Source organism: Pseudomonas sp. Teo4 (genome assembly GCF_034387475.1).
Taxonomy (GTDB): domain Bacteria; phylum Pseudomonadota; class Gammaproteobacteria; order Pseudomonadales; family Pseudomonadaceae; genus Aquipseudomonas.
In genome coordinates, this window is the sequence record NZ_JAXCIL010000002.1 from 1,308,113 (window position 1) to 1,320,047 (window position 11,935).

General features: G+C 63.1%; 14 protein-coding genes and 1 other RNA gene. 10 read left to right on the plus strand and 5 right to left on the minus strand.

The annotated features are described in order from the left end of the window. Positions 1-59: 59 nt before the first annotated feature. A complete protein-coding gene (locus tag PspTeo4_RS22245) occupies positions 60-512 on the minus strand; it encodes an EVE domain-containing protein (protein ID WP_322366010.1) in 453 nt (150 codons plus the stop codon). Positions 513-689: 177 nt separating this feature from the next. Here PspTeo4_RS22245 and PspTeo4_RS22250 point away from each other — a divergent pair, with 177 nt between their 5' ends. Beyond that, a complete protein-coding gene (locus tag PspTeo4_RS22250) occupies positions 690-839 on the plus strand; it encodes a hypothetical protein (RefSeq protein ID WP_322366011.1) in 150 nt (49 codons plus the stop codon). Positions 840-857: 18 nt separating this feature from the next. Here PspTeo4_RS22250 and PspTeo4_RS22255 read toward each other — a convergent pair whose 3' ends face one another. The 4 genes from PspTeo4_RS22255 to PspTeo4_RS22270 form a co-directional block, all read right to left on the minus strand. After that, positions 858-1,466, minus strand: a complete 609-nt coding sequence (locus PspTeo4_RS22255; RefSeq protein WP_322366012.1) for a 5-formyltetrahydrofolate cyclo-ligase — start codon at positions 1,464-1,466, stop codon at positions 858-860. 81 nt (positions 1,467-1,547) lie between these two features. Then, a non-coding RNA gene (ssrS, locus tag PspTeo4_RS22260) (6S RNA) lies at positions 1,548-1,727 on the minus strand. 17 nt (positions 1,728-1,744) lie between these two features. Then, positions 1,745-2,065, minus strand: a complete 321-nt coding sequence (locus PspTeo4_RS22265; RefSeq protein WP_322366013.1) for a cell division protein ZapA — start codon at positions 2,063-2,065, stop codon at positions 1,745-1,747. Continuing rightward, on the minus strand, positions 2,062-2,244 hold the full coding sequence (locus tag PspTeo4_RS22270) for a TIGR02449 family protein (RefSeq protein WP_043274084.1): 183 nt from the start codon (positions 2,242-2,244) through the stop codon (positions 2,062-2,064). The genes PspTeo4_RS22265 and PspTeo4_RS22270 overlap by 4 nt, the downstream gene beginning before the upstream one ends. A 181-nt stretch (positions 2,245-2,425) precedes the next feature. Here PspTeo4_RS22270 and PspTeo4_RS22275 point away from each other — a divergent pair, with 181 nt between their 5' ends. The 9 genes from PspTeo4_RS22275 to gcvH all read left to right on the plus strand — a co-directional run bounded on the left by PspTeo4_RS22275 (position 2,426) and on the right by gcvH (position 11,855). Next, on the plus strand, positions 2,426-2,980 hold the full coding sequence (locus PspTeo4_RS22275; protein WP_322366014.1) for a YecA family protein: 555 nt from the start codon (positions 2,426-2,428) through the stop codon (positions 2,978-2,980). A gap of 29 nt (positions 2,981-3,009) precedes the next feature. Further along, on the plus strand, positions 3,010-4,344 hold the full coding sequence (gene pepP / locus PspTeo4_RS22280; RefSeq protein ID WP_322366015.1) for a Xaa-Pro aminopeptidase: 1,335 nt from the start codon (positions 3,010-3,012) through the stop codon (positions 4,342-4,344). Beyond that, positions 4,341-5,540, plus strand: a complete 1,200-nt coding sequence (gene ubiH / locus PspTeo4_RS22285) for a 2-octaprenyl-6-methoxyphenyl hydroxylase (RefSeq protein WP_322366016.1) — start codon at positions 4,341-4,343, stop codon at positions 5,538-5,540. Before pepP ends, ubiH begins: the two co-directional genes overlap by 4 nt. Continuing rightward, entirely contained in the window at positions 5,537-6,019 is a 483-nt protein-coding gene (locus tag PspTeo4_RS22290) for a DUF4442 domain-containing protein (protein ID WP_322366017.1), read from the plus strand. The genes ubiH and PspTeo4_RS22290 overlap by 4 nt, the downstream gene beginning before the upstream one ends. Positions 6,020-6,028: 9 nt before the next feature. Next, positions 6,029-7,246, plus strand: a complete 1,218-nt coding sequence (locus PspTeo4_RS22295) for a 2-octaprenyl-3-methyl-6-methoxy-1,4-benzoquinol hydroxylase (protein WP_322366917.1) — start codon at positions 6,029-6,031, stop codon at positions 7,244-7,246. Between the two features lie 202 nt (positions 7,247-7,448). Next, entirely contained in the window at positions 7,449-8,450 is a 1,002-nt protein-coding gene (locus PspTeo4_RS22300) for an extracellular solute-binding protein (RefSeq protein WP_322366018.1), read from the plus strand. 144 nt (positions 8,451-8,594) lie between these two features. Beyond that, a complete protein-coding gene (locus tag PspTeo4_RS22305) occupies positions 8,595-10,217 on the plus strand; it encodes an iron ABC transporter permease (protein ID WP_322366019.1) in 1,623 nt (540 codons plus the stop codon). Positions 10,218-10,341: 124 nt separating this feature from the next. Next, positions 10,342-11,424 carry a glycine cleavage system aminomethyltransferase GcvT gene (gcvT, locus tag PspTeo4_RS22310; RefSeq protein WP_322366020.1) on the plus strand — a complete coding sequence of 361 codons (1,083 nt, stop codon included), beginning with the start codon at positions 10,342-10,344 and terminating at the stop codon, positions 11,422-11,424. Between the two features lie 47 nt (positions 11,425-11,471). Next, positions 11,472-11,855, plus strand: coding sequence for a glycine cleavage system protein GcvH (gene gcvH, locus PspTeo4_RS22315; protein WP_322366021.1), 384 nt, complete (start codon positions 11,472-11,474; stop codon positions 11,853-11,855). The last annotated feature ends 80 nt before the right edge of the window (positions 11,856-11,935 follow it).

An 11,935-nucleotide genomic window follows, 5' to 3' on the forward strand; every position in this document is an offset into this window, starting at 1 on the left:
CCGCGCGGGCGGCGCTCGATCGTGAGGGCGCTGAACAACTTCAGCCAGACCACTCGAATTCACCGTGCCAGGGCAATAATCGCCGCCCACTGCTCCTCGGTCACCGGCATCACCGACAGCCGCGTCCCTTTCTGCACCAGCGGCAGTTCCACCAGCGCGCTCTGTTGCTTCAGCAAGCCCAACCCCAGCACCTGCCTGAACGTCTTCACGTGTGCCACATCCACCGCGCTCCAAGGGTTCTTCTCGGGAGTGGCCTTGGCATCGAAATAGTGGCTTTCCGGGTCCAGTGCAGTCGGGTCCGGGTAGGCTGCGTTAACGATCCTGGCAATACCGGCAATCCCCGGTTGCGGGCAGCTGGAGTGGTAGAAAAAGAACTCGTCGCCCACGCTCATCGCGCGTATGAAGTTGCGTGCCTGGTAGTTGCGCACGCCATCCCAGCGCGCCTCCCCCAAGCGGCCAAGGCCTTCGATCGAGAGCTCGTCCGGCTCGGATTTCATCAGCCAATAGGCCATGGGTGCTGCTCCTGAAAAGGTTTGAAATAACCTGTTGCATGAAACCGACAGTCGGTTGGCGTCAACGTTTGCGTGTCGACTCATGTTGTCGGAAAATGCGCCGATTTTAACGCTAGACGCTCCGGCGACACCAAGAAGGCCGCCGAGCCTGACCATTGCCTAGGGGGGCAATTTTCGATGAACCAACGTAAACCGGATCTGCTTTGGATCCTGGTATTCATCTTTGGCCTTGGCGTGGTCACCACCGGTTATGCGCAGGGTATCTGGGAGCGCAAGCTGGACGCCGCCTACCAGACACCAGTCGACGCCAACCAGCAACAACGCTAATTCCCCTGCTGACGCCGTTCAGTTCGGCGCCAGGTACCAGCCACGGTCCGACACCGTGCCTTGCAGTGGTACATCCCAGCTGGCTTGGGCCAGCCGCTCCACCTTCTGGCACTCATGGGCCAGCCCCAGCAGCAGAGGTTTTTTCCAGGTTTGTCGGCGAGCCTGGTAGGCCAGGCTGCGATCATAGAAACCGCCGCCCATGCCCAGGCGCCCGCCCACTTCATCGAACCCCACCAACGGTAGCAGGATCAAATCCAGCGACCAGATCGGGCGTTGGCGCGTGCGGTCGGTGACCGGCTCTGGAATGCGAAAGCGATTACGTTTGAGCTTTTCCCCTTGCTCAAAGCGCTGAAACACCATGCGCGTGCGCGGCCAGGCATGCAGCACCGGCAGGTAGGTGCGCTTGCCACGGCGCTGCGCTTCACGCAGTAGCAACTGCGGGTCGATTTCGCCATCGTTGGGCAGGTACAGGGCAATGTGCCGGGCGCGGCGGAACAGCGGGTGCTGTGCCAGCTGGCGATACAGGCCGCGTGCGGCCTGGTGTTGCTGTGCAGGCGTCAGGGCTCGGCGGGCATTGCGAAGCAGGCGGCGAAGCTGGGGGCGGGTGAGCGGCGCGGTGTCGGTCATGGCACAGGCGTTCCCAGGTGTGCTGGCCGATTACCTCGGCCAAAACGAATTGCCCGCCAGAGGAGGCGGGCAAGCAAATTCAGGCTCCCCGATAAGACCGCTATCGGTGTAGCCCTTGAACCCGAGAGTTCAAGGTGGAGATTGCAGGGGGCGTTAAGGCTTTCCGTCGGGCGGACATGCACACCGGCCCCAGCGTGCAACCCCCGTGGTTGTGCGTATCGGCTCAGGGACATAACCGACTGGCGCATCCCCCAGGGAGTGGCGCCAGTATACCAATCTCAGCTGATTTTGGTATCCGTGTCGTCGGACAATGCCTGGTCGACTCGCTCAAGCAGGTTACGGACCTGCTCGGGAGTGGTGCCAGTGGCAGGCGTGTCCTTGCGGTCTTCCTGGCGGTGCAGCAATTCATGGGTGATGTTCAGCGCGGCCATCACGGCAATACGGTCGGCGCCGATCACCTTGCCGCTGCTGCGGATCTCCCGCATCTTGGTGTCCAGGTAGCGCGCGGCGCTGACCAGGTTGTTGCGTTCTTCCGGTGGGCAGATGATCGAGTATTCCTTGTCGAGAATCTGCACGGTAACGCTATTGCTTGAACTCATGAGTCTTGCTCCAGGGCCTTCAGGCGTAAAATCATCGACTCGACTTTTCGCTTGGCGATTTCGTTCTTTTCGATGAGGTGGGCGCGTTCCTCGCGCCAGGATTTTTCCTGAGCAATTAGGAGTGCATTTTGCCGTTTAAGTTGCTCGACACGTTCGATCAGCAGCTCGAACCGGCTCATCAGCGCTTGCAGGTCGTTCTCTTGCGTGGGTTGCACTCGATTCGCTCCGTCGTTGACTCACCTGGCGATGATGCCTCTCCCTGGGCAGTGGCGGCCAGTGCCGATGGTCTTGGCGCGCCTGCCGGTGCTAGGATACAAGGTCTTCATTCTAGTCATTGCGCCGTCTGGCGCCTAGCTGCCCATGCCTAATACTCAATCGCCTTACACCGCTTTCGCCGCGCTGCTTTCGAGCAACGGTCACCCTGTATCCCCCGCAGAATTGCACGGTCTGCTGATCGGCCGCAGCTGCGCCGGCGCGGGCTTCGACGTCGACTCCTGGCTAGCCGATGCCGCCGGTGCCCTGGAAAACGAGCCGGAAGACTCCGTCCGCGCTGCCCTGATTGGCCTGCAGGAAATGGTCAAGGCCGAGCTGACCGGCGAAGACATCGCCATCGTCCTGCTGCTGCCGGGCGACGATGCCCCGCTGACCGAGCGCGCCACCGCGCTGGGCCAATGGTGCCAGGGTTTCATTACCGGTTTCGGTCTGAACGCTGGCGGCAAGGACCTGTCCACTGATGCGAAAGAGGTCCTGCAGGACCTGGTCGCCATTTCCCAAGTCCAGGAAGCCCTGGAAGAGTCCGAAGATGGCGAAAGCGACTACATGGAAGTGATGGAGTACCTGCGCGTCGCGCCGCTGCTGCTCTACACAGAGCTGGCTGCACCTGCGGCACCCGCACCCAAGCCATCGCTGCACTGATTCGATCACCCTCGGGGGAAGTCCTGTCCATGAGCCAAATACCCAAGGCCGAGTATGCCCGTCGGCGCAAGGCGCTGATGGCGCAGATGGTTCCAAACAGTATTGCCATTCTGCCCGCCGCCGCAGTCGCCATCCGTAACCGCGACGTCGAGCACGTGTACCGCCAGGACAGCGACTTCCAGTACCTCAGTGGCTTCCCCGAACCTGAAGCGGTGATTGCGCTCATTCCCGGGCGCGAGCACGGCGAATACGTGTTGTTCTGCCGCGAACGCAACCCCGAACGTGAGCAGTGGGACGGTTTGCGTGCCGGCCAGGAGGGCGCGGTCCGTGAATTTGGCGCCGATGATGCCTTCCCCATCACCGATATCGATGAAATTCTCCCGGGCCTGATCGAAGGGCGCGAGCGCGTCTACAGCGCCATGGGCAGTAACCCTGAATTCGACCGCCGGTTGATGGACTGGATCAACGTGATCCGTTCAAAGGCGCGACTGGGCGCCCAGCCACCGAACGAGTTCGTTGCGCTGGATCATCTGCTGCACGACATGCGCCTGTATAAATCGGCAGCGGAAGTGAAGGTCATGCGCGCTGCCGCGGATATCTCCGCGCGCGCTCATGTGCGGGCCATGCAGGCTTGCCGGGCGGGGTTGCACGAGTACAGCCTGGAAGCCGAGCTGGATTACGAGTTTCGCAAGGGTGGGGCGAAGATGCCGGCCTACGGCTCGATCGTCGCCGCCGGGCGCAACGGCTGCATCCTCCATTACCAGCAGAACGACGCCCCGCTCAAGGATGGCGACCTGGTGCTGATCGACGCCGGCTGCGAAATCGACTGCTATGCCAGCGACATCACACGCACCTTCCCGGTCAGCGGGCGTTTTTCGCCCGAGCAGAAGGCTATCTACGAGCTGGTGCTCAAGGCCCAGCAGGCCGCGTTCGCCGAGATCGCCCCAGGCAAGCACTGGAACCATGCCCACGAGGCTACCGTGCGGGTCATCACCGAAGGCCTGGTGGACTTGGGGTTGCTCAAAGGTGAGGTGCAGGCGCTGATCGACAGCGAGGCCTATCGCGCCTTCTACATGCACCGTGCCGGGCACTGGCTGGGCATGGATGTGCATGATGTGGGCGAGTACAAGGTTGGCGGCCAGTGGCGGGTGCTCGAACCTGGCATGGCGCTGACGGTTGAGCCAGGGATCTACATCGCCGCCGACAACCAGGCGGTGGCGAAGAAGTGGCGTGGCATTGGTGTGCGGATCGAGGACGATGTGGTTGTGACCAGGCAGGGCTGTGAAATTCTGACGTCGGGCGTGCCCAGAACCATCGCCGAAATCGAGGCGTTGATGTCGGCTGCGCGTAAGGATGCGGCATGAACCGGGTCAATCTGGCGATCATTGGCGGCGGCCTGGTCGGTGCGAGCCTGGCGTTGGCCTTGCAGGCAGGCGCCAAGGCCCGAGGCTGGAAGATTTTGCTGATCGAGCCGTTCGCCCCTGGTGACAGCTTCCAGCCCAGCTATGACGCGCGTTCTTCAGCGCTGTCGTTCGGTACCCGGCAGATCTACCACCACCTTGGCCTGTGGCAGACCATCAGCCGCCGTGCCGAGTCCATTCTGCAGATCCAGGTCTCCGACCGTGGCCGCTTTGGCGCCACTCGGCTGGATGCATCGGAAGAGGGTGTGCCGGCACTGGGCTACGTGGTGGAAAACGCCTGGCTTGGCCAGTGCCTGTGGCAGGGGCTGGACAGCGAGGTCGTAAGCTGGCGCTGCCCTGCTGAAGTCAGGGCGATGCAGGCCATCGACGGTGGCTACCGACTGCAGCTGGATGACGACACCAGCCTGGAGTGCGACCTGGCGATACTCGCCGACGGCGGCCGCTCTGGCCTGCGCGAGCAATTGGGCATCCATGTGCGCCGCACGCCTTACGAGCAGAGCGCGCTGATCGCCAACATCACGCCAGGTGAGGCCCATCGCGGCCAAGCCTTTGAACGCTTTACCGAGCAAGGCCCGATGGCTCTGCTGCCGTTGCCGGAGAACCGTTGTGCGTTGGTTTGGACCCGCCAGGGGATGGATGCCCAGCGCCTGGCAGAAGTCGACGAACGCAGCTTCCTGCGCGAGCTGCAGGATGCGTTCGGCTACCGCCTCGGCGCGCTGCGCCAGGTAGGTGCGCGGCACCTCTATCCGCTGGCGCTGGTCGAGGCCGAAGAACAGGTGCGACCGCACCTGGTGGTGCTGGGCAACGCTGCGCACAGCCTGCACCCAATTGCCGGCCAGGGCTTCAACCTGTCGCTGCGCGATGTGCAGTCGCTGTCCGACGCGCTGCTGGCAGGGCCGCAACACCCGGGCGACCTGGCAACGCTGCAGGCCTATCACCAGCGCCAGCGTCTCGATCAGGCGCTGACCATCGGTTTTTCCGACCAGGTCACGCGTCTGTTCGGCAGCAATCAGCCATTGCTGGCGGCTGGGCGAAACATCGGCCTGCTTGGGCTCGACCTGTTGCCACCGGCGAAAAGCTGGTTCGCACGCCAGGCCATGGGCCTGGGCACCCGCCCTGACGCGCGGGGCCAGGCATGAGCGATTCGCGCCGTCTGGCACGCCGGGCTCGTATGTTGCGCTGGATGTTGAACCTTTACCCACCGTACCTGGGCGCAGGCATCCGGGTGCAGCACATCAGCCCGGACATGCGCAGCATCAAGGTGCGTATGAAACTGACCCGCTGGAACCGCAATTATGTCGGTACCCAGTTCGGCGGCAGCCTGTACTCGATGGTCGACCCGTTCTACATGCTGTTGCTGATCGAGCAGTTGGGGCGCGAGTACATCGTCTGGGACAAGGCTGCCAGTATCGACTTCATCGCCCCGGGCAAAGGGCCGGTGTACGCCGAATTCCACCTCGACGATGCGTTGCTGGATGAAATTCGCCAGCAGACCGCAACGGGCAAGAAGTACTTGCCGCGTTTGCAGGTGGATGTGCGCGATGGCGCCGGCGAGCTGGTGGCGCGGGTCGACAAAACTCTATATGTGCGGCTCAAACCGCAAGCGAGGCAGGCGTAAGGCATGGAAATGCGCGCAGATGTACTGATTGTCGGTGCTGGTATGGTCGGCAGCGCCCTGGCCCTGGCCTTGCGCCACAGTGGCCTGGAAATTCTCCTGCTCGACGGCGGCCCGCTGTCGGTCAAACCCTTCGATGCCGAGGCCGCGTTCGAGCCCAGGGTCAGTGCCTTGTCGGCGGCCAGCCAGCGCATTCTGGAGCGTTTGGGTGCCTGGGAGGGCATCGCCGGACGGCGAGTGTCGCCCTATTCGGACATGCACGTCTGGGATGGCAGCGGTACCGGCCAGATCCACTTCTCGGCAGCCAGCGTGCACGCCCAGGTGCTCGGCCACATCGTTGAAAACCGGGTGGTGCAGGACGGCTTGCTGGAGCGCCTGCACGACAGTGATATCGGCCTGCTGCCCAACGCGCGACTTGAGCAGCTGCGACGCTCGGGTGACGAGTGGCTGCTGACCCTGGCCGACGGGCGCCACCTGCGTACGCCGCTGGTAGTGGCTGCGGACGGCGCCAACTCGGCGGTGCGGCGCCTGGCGGGGTGTGAAACCCGTGAATGGGATTACCTGCACCATGCCATCGTGACCAGCGTGCGTTGCAGCGCCGCGCACCAGGCCACCGCCTGGCAGCGCTTCACTGACGAGGGGCCGCTGGCGTTTCTGCCGTTGTCGCGTGATGGCAAGCAGGAATGGTGCTCGATCGTGTGGTCGACCACGCCTGAGCACGCCGAGCAGATCATGGCACTGGAGGACGATGCTTTCCTCAGGGCTCTGGAGCGTGCCTTTGAGGGGCGGCTGGGCGAGGTGCTTGAAGCAGACCCTCGTGTCTGTGTGCCGTTGCGCCAGCGCCACGCCAAGCGCTATGTGGATGAAGGCCTGGTGCTGATTGGCGATGCCGCGCACACCATCCACCCGTTGGCTGGGCAGGGCGTCAACCTGGGCTTCCTTGACGCGGCGGTGCTGGCCGAAGTGCTGGTGAACGCCTGTGAGCGTGGAGAGCGGCTGGCGGATGTGAAGGTGCTGAGCCGTTACGAGCGCCGCCGCATGCCGCACAATCTTGCGTTGATGGCGGCCATGGAGGGCTTCGAGCGGCTGTTCCAGGCCAATCCGCTGCCATTGCGCTGGTTGCGTAATAGCGGGTTGAAGCTGGTGGAACAGATGCCGGAGGCCAAGGCGATGTTCGTGCGTCAGGCGCTGGGGCTGAGTGGGGACCTGCCGGAGTTGGCCCGCGCTTGAAATGGTAGGGGCCGCTTAGCGGCCCAATCGCCGGCAAGCCGGCTCCCACAGGAAGGGCGCCACAGTACTTGTGGGAGCCGGCTTGCCGGCGATTGGGCTGCAAAGCAGCCCCTTGCAACATTCGGTAACGGCTCGGTAGATGAGCCGCCAAATGGTATTCACTACCATTTGCACCTCTCATACGATCCGAGGAGTGCTTTCCATGTTGCCACGCAAGCCCCTACTGGCCGCCCTGGCCCTGACCCTGCTCGGCGGCACCGCCCAGGCAGCGGACGAAGTGGTGGTGTACTCCTCGCGCATCGACGAGCTGATCAAGCCGGTCTTCGATGCCTACACCGCCAAGACCGGCACCCAGATCAAGTTCATCACCGACAAGGAAGCCCCGTTGATGCAACGCATCAAGGCCGAGGGCGAGAACGGTGTGGCCGACCTGTTGCTCACCGTCGATGCCGGTAACCTCTGGCAAGCCGAGCAGATGGGTATCCTGCAGCCAATCAAGTCGGACATCATCGACCGGAACATTCCGCCGCAGTACCGCGCGTCGTCCCATGACTGGACAGGCCTGAGCCTGCGCGCGCGGACCATCATCTACTCCACCGAGCGGGTCAAGCCCGAAGAGTTGAGCACCTACGAGGCCTTGGCCGACAAGCAGTGGGAAGGCCGCCTGTGCCTGCGCACGGCGAAGAAGGTCTACAACCAGTCGCTGACCGCCACGATGATCGAGAAACACGGCGAGGCCAAGACCGAGCAGATCATCAAAGGCTGGGTCAACAACCTGTCCACCGATGTGTTCTCCGACGACAACGCGGTGATTCAGGCCATCGAGGCGGGCCAGTGCGACGTTGGCGTGGTCAACACCTACTACTACGGTCGCTTGCACAACCAGAACCCGAAATTGCCGGTGAAGATCTTCTGGCCCAACCAGGGCGACCGTGGTGTGCATGTAAACCTGTCGGGCATCGGCCTGACCAAGCACGCACCGCACCCGGAAGCTGCGAAGAAGCTGGTCGAGTGGATGACGGGCGAGGAAGCGCAAAAGCTGTTCGCCGATATCAACCAGGAGTTCCCGGCCAACCCGAAGGTAAAGCCGTCGGACGAGGTGGCGGCCTGGGGTAGCTTCAAGGCCGACAGCATTCCGGTTGAAGTGGCGGGCAAGCGCCAGGCTGAAGCCATTCGCCTGATGGATCGGGCTGGCTGGAATTAAGCGTCAGGCCTTATCCTTTCGGGGTTTTCCAGGGCCCTTTCGCGGGTAAACCCGCTCCCACAGGTCAGGCGCCGCGCGACTGTGGGAGCGGGTTTACCCGCGAACGACCGCATAGCGGTCGCCATTGCAACCGAGACTTTAGCCTTGCCCCACGCTCCCCAACGCCGCTGGTACTTACCGGTCACCCTGACCGCCGCCCTGGTGCTGTTACCCCTTAGCGTCCTGCTGCTCTCCTGGCAGTCGATCGACCCACAAATCTGGTCGCACCTGCTCGACACCCAGATGAGTCGCCTGCTGGGCAATACGCTTACTTTGGTGCTGGGTGTGGGTGCAGGCGTGACGGTACTGGGTGTCAGCCTTGCCTGGCTCACCAGCCTATGCGAGTTCCCTGGCCGACGCTGGCTGGACTGGGCCTTGATGCTGCCGTTCGCCATTCCGGCCTATGTGCTGGCGTTCGTCTTCGTCGGCCTGCTGGACTTCGCCGGCCCGGTGCAAAGTGCCCTGCGCGAAGTGTTCGGGCCGATGCGCCTGCCCCGTGTGCGCTCCACGGGCGGGGTGATCATCGTGCTGGTGCTGGTGTTCTATCCGTACGTCTACCTGCTGGCACGCACAGCTTTCCTGGCCCAGGGCAAGGGGTTGATGGAAGCGGCGCGGGTGCTGGGCCTGTCGCCGTTGCAAGCGTTCTGGCGGGTCGCGCTGCCGATGGCCAGGCCCGCCATCGGCGCGGGCATCGCCTTGGCGTTGATGGAGACGTTGGCAGACTTCGGCGCGGTGGCGGTGTTCAACTTTGACACCTTCACCACGGCCATCTACAAGACCTGGTACGGCTTCTTCAGCCTCTCCAGCGCCGCGCAATTGGCCAGCCTGCTGTTGCTCGCGGTGATGCTGGTGCTGTACGGCGAACGCCGTGCCCGCGGCGCCAGCCATCAGGGCAACGAGCGACCGCGTGGGCAGGCTCTTTACCATTTGCGTGGGGGCAAGGCAGCGCTGGCCAGCGGATGGTGCTTGCTGGTGTTCGCCTGTGCCTTTGTCATTCCGCTGCTGCAGTTACTGGCGTGGTTCTGGCAGCGCGGGCGACATGATCTGGATGAACGGTATGTCAGCCTGGTGTTGCACACCCTGTATCTGGGCGGCATGGCGGCACTGATCACCGTATGCGTGGCCCTGGTGCTGGCCTTTGCCCGGCGTCAGTCGCCGACGGGCGGTATCCGTGCCGGAGTAAGCCTGGCCAACGTGGGTTATGCCTTGCCGGGCTCGGTGTTGGCAGTCTCGATCATGCTGGCCTTCAGCTACCTGGATAACCAGCTGGTGGTGCCGCTGTCCAAGTGGCTGGGTGGCGCAGGCAAGCCCTTGTTGCTGGGGAGCCTGGCAGCGCTGCTGCTGGCTTATCTGGTGCGTTTCATCGCAGTGGCCTACGGGCCTTTGGAAAGCAGCCTGGAGCGTATCCGCCCCTCACTGCCGGAGGCATCCCGTAGCCTGGGTGTCGGTGGCGCGAGATTGTTTTGCAAGGTGTATCTGCCGTTGTTGGTGCCAGGTGCACTGAGCGCAGCCTTGCTGGTGTTCGTCGATGTGCTCAAGGAAATGCCAGCAACCCTGCTGATGCGCCCGTTCGGCTGGGACACCCTGGCAGTGCGGGTGTTCGAGATGACCAGCGAAGGGGAGTGGGCGCGGGCTTCGTTACCCGCGCTGACCCTTGTGCTGGTAGGGCTGCTACCGGTCATCGGCCTGATCCGCCGTTCGGCCAGACGCCCCGGTCACAGACAGTAAGGATGCCAGCCCGCGCCCTTGCGGCTACAATGCGCGGCATTCGCAGCGGCGGGTCCCATAACAAGAGTTGACGACCAAACGTCATCGCCCGCTGCCGCTTCGCCAAGCCCGGAAGGAGAAACCCATGGGACAGCGCACGCCTTTGTATGACCTGCACCTGGCGCTCGGCGCCAAGACGGTCGATTTCGGCGGTTGGGATATGCCCCTGCACTATGGCTCGCAAGTCGAAGAGCACCATCAGGTGCGCAGTGACTGCGGGGTTTTCGATGTGTCCCACATGACCGTCATCGACATCGACGGCAGAGCAGCCACGCCTTGGCTGCAACAGCTGCTGGCCAATGATGTCGCACGCCTGGATAGCGCCGGCAAAGCCCTGTACAGCCCGTTGCTGAACAACGACGGTGGGGTCATCGATGACCTGATCGTCTACCGCACCGAGGACGGATACCGCCTCGTGACCAATGCTTCGACCAAGGCCAAAGTGCTGGCCTGGCTGGCGTCACGCAGCGCAGGCTTCGAGGTTGGTATCGATGCACGTCCTGACTTGGCCATCCTCGCCATCCAAGGCCCTCATGCCCGCGAAAAGGTCGCCGCGCTGGTCAGTGCCTCGCGCGCCGCGCTGATCCGCGAATTGCGCCCGTTCGAAGGCATGGCCGAAGGCGATTGGTTCATTGCGCGCACCGGCTATACCGGTGAAGACGGCCTTGAGATCATCTTGCCCGGCAATCAGGCCCCGGCATTCTTCAACGACCTGGTCGGTGCCGGCATCGCCCCGAGTGGCCTTGGTGCGCGCGATACACTGCGCCTGGAGGCCGGCATGAACCTCTATGGCCAGGACATAGACGAATCCCATACCCCGCTGACCTCGAACCTGGGTTGGAGCATCGCCTGGGAACCTGCCGAGCGCAACTTCATCGGCCGCGCTGCCCTGTTGGCCGAAATCGAGCACGGCGTGCAGGAAAAACTGGTAGGCCTGGTGCTGGAAGAGCGTGGAGTATTGCGTGCCCATCAGGTGGTGCGTGTCGCTGGCATTGGCGAAGGGGAGATTACCAGTGGTAGTTTCTCGCCTACGCTGAGCAAGTCCATCGCCTTGGCACGCGTGCCCATGGCCACTGGTGACCGCGCCGAGGTCGAAATTCGCGGCAAGTGGTACCCCGTGCGTGTGGTAAAACCTACCTTCGTGCGCCACGGCAAGATTCTGATCTGAACAATTAACGGCGGGCCGACCGCTGAGCCAATCGAGGAATACAAGACATGAGCAATATCCCCGCCGACCTGCGGTTTGCCGAAAGCCATGAATGGGCACGCCTGGAAGCTGACGGTACCGTCACCGTCGGCATCAGCGATCACGCCCAGCAAGCCCTGGGTGATGTGGTGTTCGTAGAGCTGGCGGAAGTCGGCAAGGTGTTCGCCGCAGGCGACGCTGCGGGCGTTGTCGAGTCGGTCAAGGCTGCTTCCGACATCTACGCTCCGGTCGGTGGCGAAGTCATCGCCGTCAATGAAGAACTGGCCGACAGCCCTGAGTCGCTCAACGAAGAGCCTTACGGTGCGTGGATCTTCAAACTGAAGCCAAGCGACAAGGCCGAGCTGGACAAGCTGCTGGACGCTGCCGGTTACAAGGCTGCCATCGGCGAATAACCCGGCAGGCCTCATCGCCGGCAAGCCGGCTCCCACATGGACCGCGCAGATCTTGAGATCACTGCAGTACCTGTGGGAGC

Bases quoted from the DNA above. Each gene is read 5' to 3' on its own strand.
- PspTeo4_RS22255 (WP_322366012.1), bottom strand. From the start codon at position 1,466: ATGACCGACACCGCGCCGCTCACCCGCCCCCAGCTTCGCCGCCTGCTT.
- gcvT (WP_322366020.1), top strand. From the start codon at position 10,342: ATGGGACAGCGCACGCCTTTGTATGACCTGCACCTGGCGCTCGGCGCC.
- PspTeo4_RS22290 (WP_322366017.1), top strand. From the start codon at position 5,537: ATGAGCGATTCGCGCCGTCTGGCACGCCGGGCTCGTATGTTGCGCTGG.
- gcvH (WP_322366021.1), top strand. From the start codon at position 11,472: ATGAGCAATATCCCCGCCGACCTGCGGTTTGCCGAAAGCCATGAATGG.
- PspTeo4_RS22295 (WP_322366917.1), top strand. From the start codon at position 6,029: ATGCGCGCAGATGTACTGATTGTCGGTGCTGGTATGGTCGGCAGCGCC.
- ubiH (WP_322366016.1), top strand. From the start codon at position 4,341: ATGAACCGGGTCAATCTGGCGATCATTGGCGGCGGCCTGGTCGGTGCG.
- PspTeo4_RS22270 (WP_043274084.1), bottom strand. From the start codon at position 2,244: ATGAGCCGGTTCGAGCTGCTGATCGAACGTGTCGAGCAACTTAAACGG.
- PspTeo4_RS22275 (WP_322366014.1), top strand. From the start codon at position 2,426: ATGCCTAATACTCAATCGCCTTACACCGCTTTCGCCGCGCTGCTTTCG.
- pepP (WP_322366015.1), top strand. From the start codon at position 3,010: ATGAGCCAAATACCCAAGGCCGAGTATGCCCGTCGGCGCAAGGCGCTG.
- PspTeo4_RS22245 (WP_322366010.1), bottom strand. From the start codon at position 512: ATGGCCTATTGGCTGATGAAATCCGAGCCGGACGAGCTCTCGATCGAA.
- PspTeo4_RS22300 (WP_322366018.1), top strand. From the start codon at position 7,449: ATGTTGCCACGCAAGCCCCTACTGGCCGCCCTGGCCCTGACCCTGCTC.
- PspTeo4_RS22250 (WP_322366011.1), top strand. From the start codon at position 690: ATGAACCAACGTAAACCGGATCTGCTTTGGATCCTGGTATTCATCTTT.
- PspTeo4_RS22265 (WP_322366013.1), bottom strand. From the start codon at position 2,065: ATGAGTTCAAGCAATAGCGTTACCGTGCAGATTCTCGACAAGGAATAC.